Source organism: Leyella stercorea, from assembly GCF_019052365.1.
Lineage (GTDB): Bacteria > Bacteroidota > Bacteroidia > Bacteroidales > Bacteroidaceae > Prevotella.
Genome location: NZ_JAHQUY010000040.1, coordinates 1 through 22302, shown reverse-complemented (window position 1 = coordinate 22302; position 22302 = coordinate 1). Strand labels below are relative to the sequence as shown.

The following is a 22302-nucleotide window of genomic DNA, read 5'->3' as shown; positions in this document are numbered from 1 at the left end:
CTGAAAAACTGAAACAAATGAATACTGAAAACAGGTTGGTTTATGTTTCAGTTGCCTGTCCTGTTTCGAACTTTACTTTTTCGTAAAATCCTTTCTTTGACTTTGTGATTAGTCCAGACTTCATAAGCTCCTTTATATAGTTCATCACAGTACGGTCTGTAACACGCAGATTCTCCATTCCTGTTTTTATGGCTGTTTTTGTGTCAAAGCTGTCTTCCAACAGATACAGCAACTCCTTGGACATAGAATCACAGGTATCTTCAGCAACAAAGGCTCGGCAGCGTTGATAGCAATTCTCACAGTATTCATTGAGTCGTAATGCTCCTTCTATGGAATCCACATCAATACTTTGCAGATGGCTCTCGCCACAGGCGTATCTTAGAGCTTGGAGCAATAAGGCAATGCGTGCGACGTGGGTATTGTGCTTCATCACCCTCGTTTCAACATCTTCATCGTCCTCTATGGCATTGATGGCATCCACATTTCTGTTCCACCAACCAAAGAAAAGGGAATGTGCGTCCTTGTCCATATAAAGGATATTTGGACAACATTCATTTGTGTCATTACACCTTGCATAGTCAAGTCCAAAGATTTTCCCGATGATGTCAGCCCATTTTCTTGAAGCCTCGCTCTGGCGCACATGGCTGTCTTCCTCATCCAGCCAGTGTGGAACTTTCTTGGATTTGGGATATACAACCAGAATACGGTCAAGAAAACCTGTATCCATGAATTTGGAAGCCATCAGTTCCTTCATTCGTTTGGTCTGTGTTGTACCGATGATGTTGACACATGGCTCTTCTACACGTTGTGGGCGGTCATTCTTGACACGGGTGTTCTCCAAGTGGCATCCGCTCCAGATGGAAAGTAGGCGTTCAAGCATGGGATTTTTCCCATACCTGTCTGTATTGGCAAGCAGTCCGAGAATCTCATCATAGTTGATGGCTATGCCACGCAAGTTGTTGTAATGCTCCAATACCAGAGCCTCCAATGTAAAGTCATCCAATGTGACCCTTTTCAGAATAGGCTTCTTCATGTCCTTGCTTCCGCTTTCCTTTGTTGCACATGCTGCCTCATATAGGTCAAGTTCATGGCAAAACTTGTCAAACAGCTTGCGTTCATACTCCCGAATTGGCTTGTATGCAAGCTGTAATGGTGGAGTTTTGCCCATGCCAGGTCTGCCAACCAATATGATATAAAGGGCGGCATTCGTGTCCCAATCCTGCTTAACGTGAATACGATAGGTATTGCCAAGAGCCGCTGATGCTGCCGACAGCATAGACATGGCGACATAATCCACCTTGAAATTGCCGTGCACCACCATGTCTATGATGATGGACTGCATTTTTTGTGGAAACACCTCAAGAGGGAAGCCTGAGTCCGCTAAAGACTCGGCTTCCATGTTGATTTTGTTGCAGAGTTCAAGCGCATCCATACGATTACCAGTTTAAGGGTTTCGGCTTGCGCTTGTTTCCTGCAAGAATGGCTGCATTCTCCTCCTCAGCTGTAAGAGGTACTGGATTCTTGCGGTTAGTCTCCAGCCACTTGTCAAGTTCATCTTGATAAAGGCAGTAACGTTTGCCTGGCTTGGTGGCAGGAATGCTGCCGTTGCCAAGTTTCATGTAGAGAGTTGCCATCGGCATCTTTAGATATGCCGATGCTTCCTCCACACTCATAGGTATGTGCGTGTTCGCCTTGTGTGGCTTGTTCTGTGATTGCAGACTGATGATCATCTGCTTCATGCCCACCACTTCGTCCCGAAGCTGGGCAACGACCATTGGAAGGTCGTTGAAAGTTAATTCCTTATTCATTCTGATACTTTGTTAATAACTGGTGCAAAGGAACAGAATGATGCTTCCGTTACTGAGGTTCGTGACAGTCATTTGTCATTCACGAAGGATTAACTCTAACAATAGGGATTATTCGGGAATTTTCTCCGTCACATCATGGAAATCGTATCCACCATTGTCTGGCTCATCAATCGGAATGACATCATTGGAGCATGGTGCTTTCAGGTTCTTCAATGTGCTGTAGTCCAAGCCTTCAAAAGGTTTGGGAAACAAAGCCTTGATAAAGGCTATTCGCATTGCCATTGTGTAATCACGCTTACCCAAACGTTCTGAGATATTCCAGACAAAGTGTCTGAGTGGGATATTCTTAACCGTCTCCTTGAAACGGCTTATTGCTGTCGGGGTATAGTTGGTGTCGTTGCTCCATTCCGTGATAGCCTCAATTACCTTGTACAAATCTTCCTCATAAAGGAAACGTGACATGGTACGATGCACATAGTCAAGTACGGCTCTCGTTCGTTTTTCCTTTATCTCCTGTGCTTCTTTTTCTTGTGCCTCTACACACTTGGCATAGTCCTCATGACTGTATTGTGCTGACTCTCTTTGTGGTAATGTTTGCATTGGCTGTTCTTGTTCTGTTGCTGGCTCTGCTTCTACAACGTTTTTCTTTGTCTTGCTGTTGCTACCAATGGTCATCAGTTCATAGGGATAATTCACCATGGAAATGAATATCGCCCAAAGCAGGATGTTGCTCCCTACAAAGATGATTGACTCGACAAACAGACTTTGGTGAAAGTCATTGCCTACATACATAGCCACGACAAGAGAGATGGCGAGAATTGCCGTACCAACAAAAGCGTAGATGGTACAATCTGAAGTTGTCTTGTTTTCTATCATTATTGTATTCGTTTTATTGTTATTCGTTCAAAAACTTCCACAAAGTTAGATGCAGAAGCATGTAAAAACCGCATTTACGTTCTCTGGCACTCTTTCTTTTACGCTTTATTAGCGTTCTAATATGATATCATACTCTGAATCATACTTTAAAACTGCTCGTTAGTGCCAGTTGCCGCTAATTGCTGACTACAAAGGTAAGGATGAAGAAAAGGGATATTTGCAGTTCCTCCTCAATATCAACAGAAATTGGAATGTATTTGTCGAATTGGTTCTATCCACGACAGCAAATAGAACCAACAAAACGAGAAAAGGACTATTGGAACACTATCATTCCAACAGTCCTTTTCTGCGTGTTATTGTCAAATGGTTACTTCTTCAAGGTGATACAGCCAACCGAAGCACGTTTCTGAGCATCGGAAATCTTGGCATACACCTCTGTAGTTGCCACATTCTTGTGACCGAGATAACGCTGCACTACGGCAATACTTGTTCCTGCGTCCAACTGGAGACAGGCAAAGCTGTGGCGTGAGCAATGATAGGAGATATGCTTGGTAATCCCTGCATCTTTCAGCCAATTTTTCAGCGGTGCCTGTGTCATGGAGTCTTTGAAATCAGGGAACACCTTACCTCGTTTATCTGGTGAATAGCCTATCAGTTCCAAGGCTTCCTCACTGATTGGGTTATGCACGATGTCTTTTGTCTTCTGCATTCGTGTGGTGACATACATCACACCATCGCTGCCGTATGGCTGTATTTCCTCCCAAGTGAGTTTCTTAATGTCGCTCTTTCTCAAAGCCGTTAGGCAAGAGAACAGAAACGCACGTTTCAAGGCAGGGGCGGAGCAAGGTGTGGATGCCAAGCGGATAACCTCGTCTTGTGAAAGATGCTCCTTGTCAGTCGGGATTGTCTCGATACGCTCCAAGAAACCGTTCGGGTTCTCCTTTATCTTGCGGTCACGATAGGCAGTGTGGATTGAAGCACGGAAAGTTGACCAGTAGTTGGCTGCCGAGTTGATATGTAGCTTTCTGTTCTTATGCAGTCCCTGTGGTGCTGTCAACAGATACTCACGAAATCTGTTGCACAAGTCCACGTTTATCTCACCGAAGGTACACTTGCCTTGCGTGAAGGAACGAAAGTGCATATAGACGTGCTGCCACTTGGAATTCTTCTTGTCCGCCAGTTTCTTGAAGTAGGCAAGGAAATCTCCCTTCATCTTCTCCTTGTCGAAGAAGTCGTAACGCTCGTTGACGATAGCCTCGAAGCGACGGCAGCGTATCGCCTCGGCTCTTGCCGTAAGGTTGAGGTTGTACTTCTGTTCCATCTGGTTCTTCGGTTTGGCATAGATGTAGATGCCAAGCGACTCATGGCGAATGACTTTCATCGTGCTCTCGTCACGATAGCCTGGATAATAGTCAAGATAATAGGACAGCATGTGTCCGTCCTTGATTTTGCGTGTACGCAATGATACGGTCTTGCAAATGTTGCTCATAACTGATATGTATTATTGATGATTATCCGTGGTGAAGTGTCTCTTCACAGCTGCAAAATAACGGAATGAAATCTCCGTGACTCCAATTATTTGCAGTCATTGATGGATAATGCTGAAATCATTTGAAATCACAGTCCTTTTGCTGCTCTTTCTGCCATTGCTCGCTCCACATCCACCTTCAAAAGCAGATTCTTTACACCCACTTTTACCTTACTAATATGGTGAACTCTCACGATATGGCAGATATTGGCACTTGTCAGACCATACAACTGTTGCACTTGTTCAGTGGTATAATAGTTGTCATCGCTCATAAGGTCAGTCCTGCGCAGTCCTTCAAGATGTTCCTTGGAATAATAGGTGCGACCATACTCACGTTTGGTCGGTATCTTATGGCGGTAGGTGTATGCCCTAAGTGCTGACTTGCTCATGCTGAAAGCTTCCTCTACATCATCAGCCGTCACCCATTCCGTTATGCTGTTGAGGTCAATGGCAGTACCGAAGAACTCATCAATATGCCGTTTGCTGTAATAGTTCTTGCCAGCGATACGACACATCGGTATCTGGTTGCGCTTGGCGGAGGTGTAGAGCCAAGACTTCTTGACCTTATAAATGGACATCACTTCCTCGCCCGAATAATAGTCAAGCACCTCATTCTCCTCTTTCCCTTTTGTCGGTTCCTTGTTTTGTGTTGGCTTTTCTGTTTTTGCCTTTTTACAGAGCTTGCTCTTGCTGGCAGGAACCACACGCTTGTAGGGATTACCCTCAAACATCTTCTCTATATCAGCCTTTCTTACGAATGCCATTCTGCTGCTCAATCTTGATGCCTTCAACTTGCCGTTAGCCACAAGTTTGTAGATATACTGTCGGGTGCATCCCATCAGCAAAGCTGCCTTTGAGAATGTAAGATACTCCTGATGTTGCAGATCCATGATTGGCTCAATACCGTTAATCAAGTCCTGCTGTCTTTTCTTCCTAAGACGTTTTGCCTCTGCCTGACATTCCTCGGAACAGTATTTCTGCATACCGCTTCTTGGCACGAATGTCTTGCCACAAAATTCACATTTTCTTGTCGGTCTCATACTCTTTGATATTGCTATGTTCTACATACTTTGAGTATTCCACCGATGTAGTAAACGGAAGTGAACCATTGACAACCTTTGTCAACCCAGTCCACGATATAACGCTTTTTGCCTATCAGCTTCAAATCTGTCCTCCATCGTAACCACTCGTAAACCCTTGTCAACTACGTTCACGATATGACAAAATAAAAGCTCCGCAAATTCTCCACGGTAGAAATAATATGAGTATTTACAACCGATTATTACTCAATATTTTATAGATAATAAGTCAGAAATATGGTTGTTATTTTTAATTGCACATTCTAAAAGGTGAAGATTTAACGCTTTTATTGATTATTAACTCAAAAAGGACATCAACTTGGGTCGTTTCTTCTCTTTTCCTTGCTATTCGTTTCCGATATTCCACTTTTGTTTTGGTCTATCTCATATGTACTGCAAAGGTATTGATTTTTGTTTGATATTGCTCCTTGCTTGCTCCTTGTCGTAGATTAATTTTCACACAGGAATTTTTGTTCTCTTTCTATAGGGGCTTGAAACAATCCATTTATTGGAAACAATTAAAGACGGAGCTGGTTTGCCCCAGTGCTTTTTAAGAAACAGGGCAATTATTTTATCTCCACAAAGGCTCTTGTTCCCAATTATGAGGAAAGCCTAATAAACGAGTTCTTACTGATGGGTATTTCGATAAAAGCTGCTTGAAATCTGCAACAAAAGTGTTGCCCATAGAAATGGAGTTAAGCCAATACACCACATAGCAGAGTTGCGGATAAAGTGTTTGTTCACGGAACGAGAAATCCGTAATCCATGTGTTTGGCATACGCATAGGCATCATTGGCTTGACAGGAAAGACCCGATTTGACAGTCTTGAATGATGGGCGCAGCAATTACGAAGTACGGGTCTGGGTACGGATTAAAAGGCTAAGTGATTATTTTCAGTCATTTAGCCTTTTTAATTATCTAATTTTTCCCCACATTTTCCCCACAGCTGTCTATTTATATATTTTTATATATTTTAGAAACATATTTTTCCGTAAAGTTATGTACCTTTGTCGGCAAATAAAGATATTCTCGTCAAACAAATATAAATAATATAAACATGGAAAAAAACAGAAAAAAACAAATCGTAGTTTTGAGTATAGCTTTAGTTTGCATTTTCATCTTGGTATTTTCATTGTTCCATAAATCAGCGACAAAAGATAGCGCAAATCCTCCTTTAACAAATGTTTTGACTGATAGCATTTCTCAAATTGTCTCAGCTTGTCCTGGCGAAATTGGTGTGGCGGTTATTGTTAATAACAGAGATACGGTTAAGGTCAATAATAAGAGTGTTTATCCTATGATGAGTGTGTTTAAGGTTCATCAGGCATTAGCTCTTTGTAATGACTTTGACAATAAAGGAATTTCACTTGATACCTTAGTAAATATAAATAGGGATAAACTTGACCCAAAGACTTGGAGTCCTATGCTGAAAGATTATTCAGGGCCAGTCATATCATTGACAGTGAGAGATTTGCTGCGTTATACTCTTACTCAGAGTGACAACAATGCAAGCAACCTTATGTTTAAGGATATGGTTAATGTCGCTCAAACAGATAGTTTTATAGCCACACTCATTCCTCGTTCAAGTTTTCAGATAGCTTATACGGAAGAGGAAATGTCGGCTGACCATAACAAGGCTTACTCTAACTATACATCTCCTCTTGGTGCTGCAATGTTGATGAATCGTTTGTTTACTGAAGGTCTTATCGATGATGAGAAACAAAGTTTCATTAAGAATACGTTAAAAGAATGCAAAACAGGTGTAGATAGGATAGCAGCTCCACTTCTTGATAAAGAAGGGGTTGTTATAGCGCATAAGACAGGTTCAGGTGATGTTAATGAAAATGGTGTTCTTGCAGCTCACAATGATGTTGCCTATATATGTCTGCCTAATAATATCAGTTATACCTTAGCGGTATTTGTTAAGGATTTCAAGGGAAATGAATCACAAGCGTCACAATATGTTGCGCATATATCAGCTGTAGTATATTCTTTATTAATGCAAACTTCAGTAAAATCTTAAACTGCACTTGCTTTGATAATTAATGATAAACAATCTAAAAGCACTCTAATCGTTATCGGAGTGCTTTTAGATTACTAATCAAATTGCTTCTATTATAATTTGAATCCTCTACTTTTTCTTTCTTCCTGTTGCGGCACTCTTGCTCCATATCTAAGCCTGTGCCATTGCTCCCTGAACCAGTCGGCAATCGGCTTCCTGTTTATTGTCAGGTTCAGCCTGCTTTCATCGTCAGGGTCATTTTCCACCCTTAAAATATCATCCTTTATATCAAAGTTCCGCCTGTGTTGCTCGGAATAGATTTTACCGCTACATTTCAGGGCTTCTTTTTTGACTATAAGACTTTCAGTCATTTCTTTAGAGAATCCCAGCATGGCACAAAACTTTTCCATGCGCAGCATTTCCCTGAACATCGGAAACCACCTGAAAGCCTTGTCTATGATTCTGGCGAGCCGTGACAGTTCTTTTTCTTTCATGTCAAGTTCCTGCCTGTGCATTTCTCTGAGATTGTGGATTTGCGTATCATGCTGTTTCTGCATCTGCTGTACTTGGCTCTGCAATTTTTCAATATTGGTGTTCCGTTTTGAAACCTCGTCTTGCAGTTTTTCGTTGGCACGTTCCAGTTCTTTCAGTTTTCCACTCCCGAAAAGAGAAGCAACTCCACTAGTTATGGCTGTCGCTGCCGTGGTGGCTGTCTTCTTTAACTTGTCAGTGCGTATTTCTGATTTCACCTGTTTCAGTTCCTGCTCGGCAAGATTTATCTGTTCTTCTTTGTGCCGTTTGGCTGCATCCATGCGTTGCAGTTCAGCTTTCTGCTTCTCAATGATAAAGTCGTTCCGTTCCAGATGCTCCTTACCAGTGACAGCCTTTGACTGCCCGCGTTCCATCAGCAGGATGTCGGATGCAAGGGTCTGCATCTGCATCATGTCATCGTCATTGAGCTTTCGGCTCTTTCCTGTTTCGTGGTTCATCCAGTCGAAAACGATATGGGCATGATAGTTCGGCTTGAACCATCTGTCCCCGACTTTGAAGCTTTCCCTGTCTTCCGCTTCCGGCTGACCGTTCAGCCAATGCCCTTCATCCTTGTGCAGGAAGATTTGCAGCGGTGTGATTCCCCAGCGTCTTTGACACTCCTCACCGAATTTACGCACGTCTGCCAGTGTGGTGTCCGACCTGACAAGCAGCACTCCTTCACGTATGGGGGAGCATCCCGCAATCTTGACTATTTTACCGTTCTTGCCTTTGCGTTCACGCTCCTTTTCCTGCATGGCACGTCCGGTCTTTTCCTTTACCATCTGTCTGATATTGTCATAATGCATCCGCAAATCCGGACTGCCGAAGTCGGGATTTATCCACTGTTCGTTATCGGTGGATAGTTCAGGAACGACATAGATTCTGGACTCTCCGATGTGGCGCATGTATTCGGCAGTCCTCCTGTTGTGAGCCTCGCTCGATGCGATGTTGCAGGGCTTGATATGTATGCTTGATTTTGTTGCCATAGATACTTGTTTTTTGGTTTGTACTTTATTGTTTGCTTTTCCGCTGTCCGTAAACGCATGGGGTTCTTAGGGGTGCAACCCATAAGCGGAGATTGCAAAGAGAGGGTCACTCTTTGCTCTGGGTTCTCAGGGGAGAAACGCCCTGAGTGGGTCATTAGGGTAAAACCCTAATCCCCTCGGGAGAGCCCACAACTACGTAAGCGGAGCGTGTAGTTATAGTGGGCTATATCAATGGCAAGCCATTGTCTGCAAACTCCAGCCTACGGCTTCCGCTCTCCTCCGTCAGGGAGGTTTTTCATCATCGTTGCCGATTGGAGATGCACCGACCAGCACAAGGTCTAAATCGTCTATCAGTTTTTGCAGGACGGGATTCTTCTCTATCATCCGCTGGAGGATTCTCTCAGCCTCGACCAAGTGGTTGGCTGTACTCATCACCTTGCCCTCCCGTATCTGAAAGATAATCCAATCGGCTATGTCGATATGGGCTTCTTTTTGTTTCGGGGTGGCATTCCTTTCGATGATGTCCGAAACCACCACCTTACAAAAGTACATGCTCTCGGCTCGCTGTTTCCACTCGGCATAAGCATCGGCATCGGGAAAGAGAAGCACGGTTCGCCCTGACAGTACACGGAGTTTCTCTTCTCTCATCTGACTCTTACCACCCGTAGCCAGCCATACATAATCGGGGAAGATAGCAGAACCGATAACGGCACTCTTCTCGGATTCCACCAAGACCACCACCTTGTCGGGATGCGTTTTCAACAAGTGTTCCCCGAAAAGGCATTGGGATAGTTGCCAATCCTCTGCCAACACACGCTGCTTTTTCAATATGCTGTGTATCCAGTTCACTGCCGATGTCTGTCCTCCCTTGATACGGTGTCCGTCTTCGGGATTGTACTGCATCACCTTTCCCGTGCGTACCTTGCCCGTCCTGTCTATCTGCCAAAAGATAACAGAGCCGTCACGGGTAGCCCCCAAACGGTATTCCTCCAACAACCGCTTCAACACCTCTTTCGCCTTGTCGCCATAGTAGGAAGTAAGGAGTGTGAAGAGGAAACGGAAGAAATTGCTACGCTCGCTTTGCGACTTCTCCACATAGTGAGGGGGAATATAGCCGATGGCTGTCGGCTTACTTTGCTGCTTCACTTTCTTCTGCTCTGCTCTTTGCCTGTCAAAAGAGAAATCATTGGTAGTTCTGTGTTCAGGATGCTCTTGAAAATACTCTTTCGGAGTGTAGTGATACCCACAACCGCTTTCGTGGTTACATCTGCCGACCGATGGATGCAACGGCACATTATTTTCGTCCACGTAATAGACGAAAGAATGCCTGTCTCCGCATTTGGGGCAGGTATGCCGTGTTGCCGTTCCTTTATACTTCTGTAATGAATAATTGCCCATAGCTTAGTCCGTTTTTGATGGTTGATTGTCGGCTGTCCCATCCTGTCCCATTGTCCCACACTCTAAGGGTTGGGACAGTGGGACACTTGGGACACCTGCGTTTTTACTCTCTTTGCTGCGCTGGATGATACGGTTTACGGTGGACTTGCCACAATTCACCTGTGAGGCTATCTCCCTGACGGACTTGCCCGATTGGGAGAGTTGCAGAATTTGGCAATCCCTTTGGCTTGATTCATTGTCGCCCAATTTTTTCAAGTGTTCCTTTTCCGTGGAATAGCCCCTGAACACGAACTGCAAGAAAGCATCCACCTTGTCAATCTCGTAAACGATTACATTATCCGCATCATGAGAGAACGTGCCATAGCGCACTTTAAGCTGCTTCACATAGCGAAGCCCTCCGTCTTGGGCACTTTTTCCAATGGTGAACACGCTGTCAAAGAAATTGTAGAGCCGTTTGCTTCCGGCAAGGTCGTTGGATGTGATGGGACAATCCAAAGAGCGTTTGGGCGTATGTGCCAGGACAAGGATAGAGAGCGCATATCTCTTTTTGAGATTGTTCAGCTGAATCATCAGCCGTCCTGCGGCATCGCCTTTCTCCATGGCGCAACACAGGTAGGTAAGATTGTCAATGATGAAAATCTTGCAGTCGGTCTGCACAGCCATCTGTTCAATGCCGCCTATGATAGCTTCCTCAAAGTTGGCATCCAAAAGCTGGTTGCAGTCAATAGACACCCGATAGAGTTTGTCGGGAAAGGTGTAGAGCTCTCCATGCTCGTTGGTATAGCGGAGCTGGAACTGCTTTTCGGACAGTTCAAAGTCCAGATACAGCACATTGTCGGTTCGGGCGATGCGGTCGGCTATCTGCACGGCAAGGATGGACTTGCCCACGTTGGAATCGGCAAACAAGCAGGAGAGTTCCCCCTCGTACCAAAAGCTGTCCCACAGCGCACGGGGCGTAGGCAATAACGATGCTTCAAGAATGGTTTGGTTTGCCGTCTTGATATTCATCATGCCTACACTGTCGGGCATACCGTTATGCGCTTGGGATGCTTTTGTGAGGTCGCCACGTATCAGGTTGATATAGTTCTTATCCTCTTCCATATCATTCACCAGTTACGTGGGTTGGGCTTGCGACGGTGGGAAGAGGATAAGGACTTGTTCAGTTCCTCGTCTGACAACGGTATGGGATTCTTTCGGGCGGTTTCCAGCCACTTGTCCAGTTCGTCACGGTAAAGGCAATAGCGTTTGCCGGGCTTGGTGGCAGGGATTGTCCCTTCTGACAGTTTCATGTAGAGCGTACCCTTAGGGATACCTAAATACTCTGCTGCCTCGTCCACAGACATGGGCACGTGGGTGTCCACCGTTTTGGCATTGTTCACACTGCGCTGCTCGGCGAGCAGGCTTTTCAGGCTCATCACTTCGTCTCGAAGCTGAGCGACAACCTCGGGGAGGTCGTTGAAGGTAAGAATTGATTTTTCCATTCGCGTACTCGTCTCTTTTGTAAGACTTGGCGCAAAGGACTGAAATGATATATCCGTGAATATCTCCACGACACGTCATTGCAAAATAATTCCCGAATAATTAAGCCCAGCCATAAATGACGGGTAAAATTACTCGGGAAACGATGTAAAACAGGCGGTTATGAGTTACCGGATGGTTGTCGTTGGTGTCGTGATTATCCTAATTCCGCACATAATCCTCGGGATAGTGGAAATCAAGTTTGCCGTTTTCGGGTTCATCAATGGGAATTTCCGTCTTTAACGGCTCTACCTTGAAATTCTTGATGGTTGATAAGTCTGTATCAGCAAACGATTTCGGGAAAAGGGCTTTGATGAACTTGGCACGGTTATCCCCATTGTAGTATCTCTTGTACAGGAAACGCTCAGAGATATTCCATACGAAGTGACGGAGTGGAATGTTGTTGATGTCTTTGGTAAACGGTCTTTGTATGGGCTTCGGGGTATAAGTGTTAAGATTCATCCATTTGTCCACCTCAGTACAGATGTGGTTCACGGTTTCTTGGTCGGCAATGCGAGGCAGGTAATAATGGCAATACTCCATGACCATGCGGATGCGCTCTTCCTTTTCCCGTTGCTCTCTGCTTGCGTAATTGGCACGGTTCTTTTCGTGAAGATCCGGGGCGATAGTAAGCTCTATCGGTTGTGTTTGGATAAGTGTCTCTTCTTTTGTCGGGGATGATTCGGGTACAGGCTCAGGGACTGATGTAGGTCCAGGCACAGATGTGGCTTCTTCAAGTGTATTTTGTGACAGTTCTTCCTGCACCTCTATGGCTTCGGCAATCGTTTCTTTCTTGCCGAACTTGATTTTGTAGATTTCGTATGTATCAAAGATAAGTGTCTGAAAGGAGAGATAGAGCAACCATCCCAACAGGTTACAGCATACGAATACTATCCACCTGACAAAGTTGTCTTGGTTGAAGCTGTCCGCTATTACCAGCGTGGCAATGGAAGATATTAGGACGATGGCGAAGCCGACAAAGCCCAAGATGATGTATTTGTCCTTGATTGATGATTCCATATTTCGTTGAGAGATTGAATGTTCCTGTATTATTTTGTGCAAAGTTAATGCTATTTTTCCCAATTACTGCCCGTTATTTGCGGTTAGAACGGTCTTTTTCAATGTATTTCACGAAATGTCATCATATCATACTCTGTTTCATACTCTGAGGGGCTTATAAATGGTGGCATCAAGCCAAAAACATAGAGGGGCGATTATAGCCTTGTAGCCATAACCGCCCCTCTGAATACCTGTCAATGTGAGACATTTATGCCTCCTTGCGCTTCAAGGTTATCTTGTCCACCACCTGACACATCTGCTGCGCTGCTATCTTGGAATAGATTTGTGTGGTGGTAATGTTCTTATGTCCGAGATAGGCTTGGATGACAGCCATGTCCGTTCCCATTTCCACGTGCAGGCTTCCGAAGCTGTGGCGGGTACAGTGAAAGGTGATTTTCTTGGTTATCCCTGCTGCCGTGAGCCACCGTTGGAGTGGTCCTTGCAGCATCTTGTCCTTGAAATCCTCAAAGATAAGTCCCTCGCCCCGTTCTCCCAGCAGTCCATAGGCTTCATCACTGATGGGGTTATGCACTATTTCTTTGGTTTTCTGCATACGGGTGGTAACGAACATCCTGCCGTTGGTGTATGGTTGTATCTGCTGCCACGTGAGCTGTCTGATGTCGCTCTTTCTCAGTCCCGTAAGACAGGCGAAAAGAAAAGCTTTTTTCAAGACCTCCTCCTCACAGGGTGTTTCGGCAAGCCGTATCAGTTCCTCTTGGCTCAAATGCTCCCTGATGGTGGGAATGCACTCGATGCGGTCTAAGAAGCCGTTTGGGTTCTCCTTTATCTTCCTGTCACGGTAAGCGGTGTGCAGCACGGCACGGAAAGTTGACCAATAGCCTGCTGCGGAGTTGATGTGCAGCTTTTGGTTGGTGTGGATGGATTGGGGTGCATCAAGCAGGTATTCCATGAACTTGCGGCACAAATCCACATCCACCTCCTCAAAGGTGCATTTGCCGTTCACGAACCGCTGGAAATGCTTGTATACGTGCTGCCACTTGATATTCTTGCGGTCAGCCAGTCCTTTGAAATAGGCAAGGAAATCGCCCTTCATCTTGGTCTTGTCAAAAAAGCCGTTGTTTTCATTGAAAATGGCTTCGTAGCGCTGGTTGCGCAGGATGACCGCTTTCTTCATCATGCGTGCGTTGAAGTCCCGTTCCTGCTGGTTTGCAGGTTTGGCGAAGATGTAAATTCCTAAGGCTTCACGTGTAATCACTCTCATGGTGACATTGTCACGGTAGCCGGGATAGTAGTCAAGGCATAGTGAATACTGTGTCCCGTTCTTAATCTTGCGCTTACGCAAGGTAACTGTTTTGCATTTACTCATAATAATTATGTTTTAATTGGTTGTATACATTTTGGAGTTGTATCCATGTTTCCGATGGCAAAGGAACAACGTGAAATATCCGTGAATACCTCCACGATACATCATTTTGAAATAATTTTCGATAATCCCGATTTTTCACGGTTATTTGTTCCTTTCAGCCATGACACGCTCCACATCTGAGCGCAAAAGCAGGTTTTTCACACCCACCTTTATCTTTTCGATGTGCTTCACCTTGACGATATGGCAGATGTTGGCTGACGAAAGACCATAGATTTGCTGCACCTGCTCAACGGTATAGTAGCGTTCATCGTTCACAAGGTCAGTTCTGCGGAGTTCGTTCAAATGTGATTTGGAGTAATAGGTACGCCCGTACTCTCTTTTAGTGGGTATCTTATGGCGATAGGTGTAGGCACGGAGTGCGGTCGGCTTCATGCCGAACAGTTCCTCCACCTCCTCGGTCAGTAGCCAGTCGGTAATTTCGCTAATATCAACTGCCACACCGAAAAACTCGTCAATATGCTTCTTGCTGTAATAGTTCTTTCCTGCGATACGGCAGATGGGGATATGGTTACGCTTGGCGGAAGTGTAAAGCCATGACTGCTTTACCTTAAAAAGGGACATCACCTCCTCGCCCGAATAGAAGTCCAACACTTCTTCGCTTTCCTTTTCCCTTTTTTCTCTTTTGGCAGGTAAGGAAGATGAAGATGATTTCCTTGGTGTGGAGGTGTTGCCGGGCAGGATGCGGTGATAGGGATTGCCCTCCAACATCTGCTCGATGTCGGCTCTGCGGATGAATGCCATGCGGTTGCTGATGCGTGAGGCTTTCAGCTTGCCGATGGCTACAAGTTTGTAAATGTACTGTCGGGAACAGCCCATGAGGATGGCTGCTTTGGAAAAGGTGAGATACTCCTGATGCTGTATCTCCATCAAGGGTTGGGCGACTTTGAAGAGGTTGTTCTTCTGCATCACTCTGGCTCGTTTGGCTTCTGCCTGACAAGCCTCACTGCAATATCTTTGCATACCGCTTCGGGTTACAAAGGACTTGCCGCAAAAACTGCATTTTCTGGTTGCTTTCATACCGTTTTATCGTTTAATGGTTCATTTCTTCAATCCTATATCTCTGAAATGGTAAACGGATGTGAACGGAAGTCAACCATTGTCGCTTTTCTACACAGTGTGACTGTTTCCGCATATCGGGGCGGTTATTGTCGCTTGTCGTAAACGGTTGTAAACCCTTGTCAACTGTCTGCACGGTGTGACAAAAAACAAGCCCCGCAAATTCTCCACGTCAGAAATACGTCTCAAAAATATGTGGAAATTTGGGAAGCGACAAATGGCAACCGAAAAGTGTTAAATTTTAGAATATGCTGGTAATTAAAGATTTACACTCGGATATTTCTGATTAGTTTTGGTTGTTCTATGGTTATAAATACACGCTGCAAAAATATGTGGAAAATCGGGAACTGCCAAAAAGCACTCAGAAAGTGTTAAAAATCAAAGAGTATTGAAAATCAAGGTTTTATGTTTGGTTGGTCATAGTAAGTTATGGTTAGTTATAAGGCTCTAAATACAGCCACAAAAAGCATACTTTCCAATCGTTGTGACACTATTTGGAATGTTTATGTTAGTGAGGAATTCGCAATCCCAAAAAGCCCAATCTCCAATCACCTTCACTCCTTTCCTAATTGAATATTTACCACTCAAGCTCTCTGGTGCCAGTAGCAATCTCTTCCAATCCTTGCTATATTTTACGCCAAACTCATCCTCCACAGCATTTCTAAGATCCTTATGAGTAACCTCCGTGCTCCATGCTTCCTCTTCCTTCGGCTTCTGCACACCGAACAATCTGAAAAAGCACATGGATAAGTTCTTTTGGGCACTGGCTAAGAGGAACATAGACATAAGGGTTCTTGCTTCCTCGTCTGCCAACAAGCCTTGCAGGGCGGTGAAGGTATTACTCTTGCTCAAATCGAGATAATCGGCGGCAGAGAAGAGGAGACGGTCGGACGCTCCGTAGGTCTGAAGCAGAGACGGATCGAGAGAGATGGCTTTTAGCGAGAGGGCAATGGAAGCCAAGGCGAAATCGTCGATGGTTTCGTCGAAGTCGTCAATGGTGCGAAGGGGATGTGAGAAGTCTTTGGTACCGATAGTCGGCGACTTCTGACCTTTCATCGCCGGCACAAACATGCCGTCGTAGTCGACGAGCGTCAGCGTACCGTCGGGGCGCACCATTATATTGTCAGGCTTGATGTCGCCATGAGCAAACGACTGCGAGCGAAGCCAAGCTGCCATTTTGCAGAAACGGTAGCAGAGCATCGCCATAGCGTGAGTGTCCGTATAGTTAGCGGCAACATACGTCTCCATCGTCTCGCCCTCAATCCAGTCCATCAGCAACACTGGGAACTCTTCGTTCTCACAGTTGCTGTCAACGAATATTTCCTTCTCCAGATACTTCACGGAAGTGATATAAGACGAGTCGACAAACTCAAACTCTTCGGCTATCTGGCGGTAAGCCTCAGCACGTCCTTCCTGGTCTTCGGTGAAGCACTTCAGGGCATAGCACTTCCCCGTCTGTTCGTCCTTCATCTTGAACACGACGGCAAACGCACCGCTGCTACGATACGGTTCACCATACTTGTCCAGCACGGGCACTAAATGGCTGAGTTTGTCAAGATTGTCCTTAGCCTCGCGAATGGCTGCGAGATATTCTGATATAAGAGGATATTGCATAGGTTTTTATTAACATGGGTTCAATGAAATAGATTTCTCATTACTTAGCTACAAAGTTAGAAAAACTTACCAACATAAAAGAAAAAATCGTGAAGGAATATCGGTTGACGGATGAGGCGAAATCACTGGCACACTTTTTGCCAAGACGATATTTGCATTTTTTGACCGCTCAAAACTCGCGAAAAATCAAAAACAAAATCGGTTGTCGGTTTTTAGCGAGTTTTGAGTGTGCAATGCTAAGTAAATGGTTTATAGATGGTTGTAAGGATCTGTTTAAAAGTGTGCAATTTTTGCTTCATCAAAACCAAACTTATCGTGAGACTTTACATGGTAATAGCTATGCTTTTACTGGGTAAAGTCTCAAGAGTTACATGGTAAAGTCTCACGAAAAGTTTGTAAAACTCGTCGTTTTACACCGAAAAGTCTCAATTTTTATGGTTTTCGGGCTGCGAAGTCAGATGAAAAGGCGCGTTTTTGAGTATGCGAATCTCCAGAATGAGAGTTTTGGTCGAGGGTACTTGGACTATATTTGCGTATAAAAACAAGAGGGTAAAAAGCTAAAAAAAGTAAAAAATCGCAGCTATTCTCATCAATGCAGATTGAAATCAAAAAACGCGGATTAAACCGATTAAACGGATTTGTATTAACAACAGGTTAAACTGATTTTTATTAACAACTCTACACCGATTAAGCGGATTTTGGGTGCATCCATCCGTAGCGGAGGTCTCTGGCCTCCGTAGCACCAAGTGGGTATCGTTTGTGAATGTTCTAAACACATGATATCGCTGTAAAACGAACACGAATAACCCGAATTTTACGAATGCAGCATTTTATATATTCGTGATATTCGTGTTATTCGTGTTCGTTAAAAATTAATTTGTGTTATTGCTTGCTCACGCGTTTCACACCGTCAACGATGTAGATGCCGGTGGGCAGGTCGTCCCATTGCTGGGTCAGCTTTACGCCGTTAAGGTTGTAGATGCCTTGTTTGCGGGCGGGCACGTCGGCTGTCACGGTGCCGATGCTGTTGGTGATAGGCTCAATCACAACCTTCGACTTAAGCAACTCGCCATTCAGGACTACCGCCTTTTGGTCGGCGTCGAACTCCGCACCGACGGGCTGTGTGATGGCGCAGTTGTCGAGGATGAGGTCGCTGATGAGTGAGATAGATCCGCTGCCGCTGCCTTCTGCCTCTACGTAAGAGTTGCGCACGGTGAGCACCTCGCTCTTTGCTCCAATATAACCTGCTATGCCATAGCCACCCTTAACAAACAGACTGGTGTTGTCGATGGTTACGGAAGCGCTCTCCATGTCGAGACCGCAGAATCGCTTGCTCGTGAGATGGAGCGAACCGTCGCCGGTGATGGTAGACGTCTGGTTCAACACCATGCTTGCCAGGTCGGCTGTAACGGTGTTATTGCCAATCAGCTTGACGGTGAAGTCGGAGACAGTCTTGTTCACAATGCCAGTTCCGTCGGTAGAGTTTCTTTCGATGGTGGCGTTGTCGAGAGTGAGGGTTTTTGTGTCGGGGTCGTAAGAGGCGCTGCCGCTCACTCCGTAGATGCTTGTGAGGTCTTTATAGTTGAGTGTTGTCACCGGCTTGTCGGCGATATAGATGCCGTAGCTGTTGGGTTCAATCACAACTTTGGAGGTTACGGTTTCTCCGTTCACAGCTACCGACTTAGTATCGGCGTTGTATGCCGCCTTGGACGGAATGTCGATGTAGCATCCCTCAAGCTTCAGACCGGCGATGTCGCAGATAGAGCCTGTGGGGCCCGTAGCTTCCACGTGAGAGTTGCGTATGGTGAGCACCTCTTCTGCCTCGTTGTAGCTTGCAGATATGCCCCATTTGCCCTCTGCCTCCAACCAGCAATTGTTGATCTCGAGAGGACAACCACCGAAGAGCAAGGCGCACAGGTCGCTCTTTACGCTGAGCTTTGCACCGCCGTCGCCCAGAATAACTGTCGACTCGCGCGTGTATATGCCAGCCGAGTTGGTAACATTAATGGTGTTTGTGCCGATCAACTCTATCAAAAGGTTGTCGCAGGTTTCGTTCAAGATGGCATTACAGTCATTTGCCTCAATAGTGGCATTGTCGAGTGTGAGGGTTCTGGTGTTGGGGTCGAAATACACCTTGCCGCTCACTCCGTTAATCTCGGTGAGGTCGAGATAGTTGTCGCTCGTCACATCTACGCCGGCTACCTTGAAGCCGTATTTTTCTTGCGCCATTGCGAATGCTGACGACATCATCATTACTATAAGCACGAGGAATATGCGCATGCTTACTTGTCGGGTTGAGTTGTTGTGTTTCATAATTGTTTAGTTTTTGCCTGGGCAGCCGAAACATACCCAGAGGTTTGTAAATGTTAATTAGGATATTGATTCTGCTGCAAAATTAACTCAGAAAACGTGAAGCGCGTTGTATATTCCTTACAAAAAATAGCCAATAACTATCATTTTGGTGCTCGAGGAGTTAAAGAACTTTAAACGGGCGAGTAGAAGAGCGTAAAAAGTTCGCAAACTGACAAAACGCGAGTGCGTCCAGCGACAGAAGCGTTTGGATGGAATAGTGGGGCAAGTTAGTGAGACAAAGTCGCTTTCTCGTTGAAAAATTTTCGTTGCACGGGATATTATTCGTAAATTTGCAGCCTATTCGAGGTTTCACCTTTTTAAATTTTAAATGTAAATAATTCAATATCACCTATTAATGTCAAAAAGATTTCTAACACTCGCTGCAATGTTTATGCTTGCAGCCTCTGCTTTTGCCGTTCCGGCGAAGCGTGTGAAACGTCAGGTGCAGCAGCCTGACGGCTCCGTGCTCACTGTGATGTTGCGCGGCGACGAGAATTTCCACTACACAAGTACCGAAGACGGTCAGCCACTGGTGCAGCGTGCCGACGGTGCCTACTGCTATGCTACGCTCGACGCTGGCGGCATGCTGACAGCCTCTTCGCAGGTGGCTCACAACGAGGGCAGCCGTGGCGCAGGCGAGCAGGCGTTCCTCAGCTACTATGCGACAGAGTCGCAGAAGGTGCGCTCGCTCGGCATGAAGCGTGCGAAGCAGCGCAATGCCCACCGCATGGCGCGTCTTGCGAAGCGCAACGCTATGGACGTTGCGGGCAAACCGATGATGCGTGAGATTATGGCTGGCGCTACCGGCGGCGAGGGCATCGGCGTAACGGGCAAGCGCAAGGGTCTGGTGATTCTTGTGAACTTCAAGGACAAGCAGATGCAGTCGAAGCACTCGCTGGAGGAGTGGAAGAACTACTTCAACAAGGAGGGCTACAAGAACTATGGCAACAACGGATCGGTGCACGACTACTTCTACAAGCAGAGCTACGGCAAGTTCGACCTTGAGTTTGACGTTGTGGGACCGGTGACGGTTTCTAAGAATATGGAATCTTACGGCGCCAACGACGTATACGGCAACGATGTCGATCCGGCGGGCATGATTAAGGAGGCTTGCGAGCTGGCTTACGCTCAGGAGAAGCTCGATATGACGCAGTATGACTGGGACGGCGACGGCGCTGCCGACCAGGTTTACGTTATCTATGCCGGCTACGGCGAGGCTTCGGGCGCTCCGGCCAACACCATTTGGCCGCACGAGTGGGATCTGGAGTCGGCAGGCTATAGTCTGCATCTTGGCGGCGTGCGCATCAACACCTACGCTTGCTCGTCGGAGCTGAACGGCGCTTCGGGCACGTACATCAGCGGCATCGGCACCGCCTGCCACGAGTTCAGCCACTGTATGGGCATACCCGATATGTACGACACGCAGAACGGTGGCTGCTTCGGCATGGACGCTTGGGACCTGATGGACTACGGATCGTACGGCGGCGACGGCTATGCGCCGGTGGGCTACAACACATACGAGAAGTGGGTGAGCGGATGGCTCGAGCCTACTATCCTCAGCGAGCCGTGCTACGTGAAGGACATGAAGCCGCTGGACGAGGCAGAAGAGTCGTACGTGGTGTTCAACGAGAAGAACCGGAACGAGTATTACATCTTCGAGAACCGCCAGCTGCAGGGCACGGACAAGGCGCTGCCCAACCACGGCATGCTCGTGATACACATGGACTACAACCAGGATGTATGGGAGAACAACGCTGTGAACAATGCGTACAACCACCAGCGTTTCACGGTTGTGCCGGCTGACAACAAGCTGACTGGGGAGACCGTGACGGGCGACACATGGCCTGGCACAACACGTTCTACGGAGCTGACTGACACATCGAAGCCTGCCGCTACGCTCTTCAACGCCAACAGCGACGGACGCAAGTTCTTGGGCAAGCCGGTGACGGAGATTGCTGAGAAGAACGGCAAGATCTCGTTCACGTTCATGGGAGGTCTCTCGCTCTCAGCGCCGCAGCCGAAGCTGGTAGACATGGCGGAGACTTCGTTCACGGGTGGCTGGAACACCGTGGAGAATGCGGAGAGCTACACCATAGAGCTGCGCGAGAAGAGCGCTCAAGGTTCTGCTGACGAGGCGCTTATGCTGAGCGAGGATCTGAGCACATGGGGCGCTAACCTCACAGAAGACGGCACAATCGACATTTCGGGTGCGCTTGACAGCAAGATGCAGAACGTAGGCTGGACGGGCGAGAAGGTGTTCGAGTGTCCGGGCTGCGCAAAGCTCGGCTCGTCGAAGAAGCAGGGCAACCTCACTTCGCCGCTCATCACCGACCACTCGGCTACGAGCGTTACGGTAAGACTCTCGGCGAGCGCTTATGGCAACGATGTTGCTGAGGCTACGGTGTCGCTGCTCGACAAGGACGACAGTGTTATCTCGGAGCAGACTGTAGACATGGACGGCACGCTGACAACCGTGGTGCTTGCGAACGCTAACATGGACGACTATAAGGTGAAGGTGCAGCCGAAGAAGCGTGGCTACGTCTTCTCTATCGCCATCTACGACGGCGACTTCTCGGCTGAGGACTTCCAAAGCATGGGCGTGGCTGAGAAGGCTGTGATGAAGGCTTCGGCGCAGCGCTTCTCAGAGATCAAGACGACATCTTATAAGTTTGAAGGCTTGAACGCTGGGGCTACATACCAGTGGCGTGTGTGTGCTGTGGCTGGCAACGTGCTTTCGAAGTGGAGCGACTGGCAGACTGTAGACCTCAGCGCTTGGAGCACTATCGGCGATGTGACAGAGGACGCAACGCATATGGCTGCGGATGATGTGGTGAAGGTGTTCTCTTCGGTAGGCACACAGCTCGGCACGATGACATACGGCGAGTTCTGCGGCAAGAATATGCCGAAGGGCGTGTATGTAGTGAAGGGCGAGAAGGGTGCGCTGAAGGTTGCGAAGTAAAGATTTATTAGTAGCGGAAACTTTCTGCTACGGATAACAAAAAATGCTGCCTGGCAAACTTGCCGGGCAGCATTTTTTGTAACTATTATTTAAACCCAAATCGGTCATTAGAAAAAGCTTCTTGTCATTTTCTAATGACCGCCATTAGA

Annotated in this window: 16 protein-coding genes; 2 read left to right on the top strand and 14 right to left on the bottom strand. The window is 46.6% G+C overall.

The features are described from left to right. Positions 1-40: 40 nt before the first annotated feature. The 5 genes from KTQ90_RS08330 to KTQ90_RS08310 form a co-directional block, all read right to left on the bottom strand. Positions 41-1432 (bottom strand): DUF3987 domain-containing protein, encoded by a 1392-nt coding sequence (locus KTQ90_RS08330; RefSeq protein WP_217318017.1) that lies wholly within the window; start codon positions 1430-1432, stop codon positions 41-43. A 4-nt stretch (positions 1433-1436) separates the two neighbouring features. Next, the gene (locus KTQ90_RS08325; protein WP_122119311.1) at positions 1437-1808 is read right to left on the bottom strand and encodes a helix-turn-helix domain-containing protein; all 372 of its coding nucleotides are present in this window, start codon (positions 1806-1808) and stop codon (positions 1437-1439) included. A gap of 108 nt (positions 1809-1916) precedes the next feature. Then, a complete protein-coding gene (locus tag KTQ90_RS08320) occupies positions 1917-2684 on the bottom strand; it encodes a hypothetical protein (RefSeq protein WP_217318016.1) in 768 nt (255 codons plus the stop codon). A gap of 367 nt (positions 2685-3051) precedes the next feature. Beyond that, a complete protein-coding gene (locus KTQ90_RS08315) occupies positions 3052-4173 on the bottom strand; it encodes a site-specific integrase (RefSeq protein WP_217318015.1) in 1122 nt (373 codons plus the stop codon). Between the two features lie 128 nt (positions 4174-4301). Continuing rightward, positions 4302-5252: a helix-turn-helix domain-containing protein gene (locus KTQ90_RS08310; protein ID WP_217318014.1), complete on the bottom strand. Its 951-nt coding sequence runs from the start codon at positions 5250-5252 to the stop codon at positions 4302-4304. Between the two features lie 1096 nt (positions 5253-6348). On the opposite strand from KTQ90_RS08310, the gene KTQ90_RS08305 reads away from it, so the two are divergent. After that, the gene (locus KTQ90_RS08305) at positions 6349-7314 is read left to right on the top strand and encodes an extended-spectrum class A beta-lactamase CfxA3 (RefSeq protein ID WP_004348227.1); all 966 of its coding nucleotides are present in this window, start codon (positions 6349-6351) and stop codon (positions 7312-7314) included. A gap of 92 nt (positions 7315-7406) precedes the next feature. Here KTQ90_RS08305 and KTQ90_RS08300 read toward each other — a convergent pair whose 3' ends face one another. The 9 genes from KTQ90_RS08300 to KTQ90_RS08260 all read right to left on the bottom strand — a co-directional run bounded on the left by KTQ90_RS08300 (position 7407) and on the right by KTQ90_RS08260 (position 19155). Then, the gene (locus KTQ90_RS08300) at positions 7407-8810 is read right to left on the bottom strand and encodes a hypothetical protein (RefSeq protein WP_004292734.1); all 1404 of its coding nucleotides are present in this window, start codon (positions 8808-8810) and stop codon (positions 7407-7409) included. 282 nt (positions 8811-9092) lie between these two features. Beyond that, complete coding sequence (locus tag KTQ90_RS08295; protein ID WP_004292742.1) at positions 9093-10208, bottom strand: DUF6371 domain-containing protein; 1116 nt, start codon at positions 10206-10208, stop codon at positions 9093-9095. 3 nt (positions 10209-10211) lie between these two features. Continuing rightward, a complete protein-coding gene (locus KTQ90_RS08290) occupies positions 10212-11309 on the bottom strand; it encodes an AAA family ATPase (RefSeq protein WP_004348225.1) in 1098 nt (365 codons plus the stop codon). A gap of 5 nt (positions 11310-11314) precedes the next feature. Next, complete coding sequence (locus KTQ90_RS08285; RefSeq protein WP_004338328.1) at positions 11315-11689, bottom strand: excisionase family DNA-binding protein; 375 nt, start codon at positions 11687-11689, stop codon at positions 11315-11317. Between the two features lie 199 nt (positions 11690-11888). Continuing rightward, complete coding sequence (gene tnpC, locus KTQ90_RS08280; protein WP_004339687.1) at positions 11889-12746, bottom strand: transposon Tn4555 protein TnpC; 858 nt, start codon at positions 12744-12746, stop codon at positions 11889-11891. A 247-nt stretch (positions 12747-12993) separates the two neighbouring features. After that, positions 12994-14112 carry a tyrosine-type recombinase/integrase gene (locus KTQ90_RS08275; protein WP_004338318.1) on the bottom strand — a complete coding sequence of 373 codons (1119 nt, stop codon included), beginning with the start codon at positions 14110-14112 and terminating at the stop codon, positions 12994-12996. Positions 14113-14253: 141 nt separating this feature from the next. Then, positions 14254-15189 carry a transposon Tn4555 protein TnpA gene (gene tnpA, locus KTQ90_RS08270; RefSeq protein ID WP_004292844.1) on the bottom strand — a complete coding sequence of 312 codons (936 nt, stop codon included), beginning with the start codon at positions 15187-15189 and terminating at the stop codon, positions 14254-14256. A 486-nt stretch (positions 15190-15675) separates the two neighbouring features. After that, complete coding sequence (locus tag KTQ90_RS08265; protein WP_217318013.1) at positions 15676-16842, bottom strand: protein kinase domain-containing protein; 1167 nt, start codon at positions 16840-16842, stop codon at positions 15676-15678. Positions 16843-17724: 882 nt separating this feature from the next. Beyond that, complete coding sequence (locus KTQ90_RS08260; protein WP_217318012.1) at positions 17725-19155, bottom strand: peptidase; 1431 nt, start codon at positions 19153-19155, stop codon at positions 17725-17727. Positions 19156-19549: 394 nt separating this feature from the next. Here KTQ90_RS08260 and KTQ90_RS08255 point away from each other — a divergent pair, with 394 nt between their 5' ends. Further along, positions 19550-22153, top strand: a complete 2604-nt coding sequence (locus tag KTQ90_RS08255; RefSeq protein ID WP_217318011.1) for a M6 family metalloprotease domain-containing protein — start codon at positions 19550-19552, stop codon at positions 22151-22153. Positions 22154-22302 lie beyond the last annotated feature (149 nt).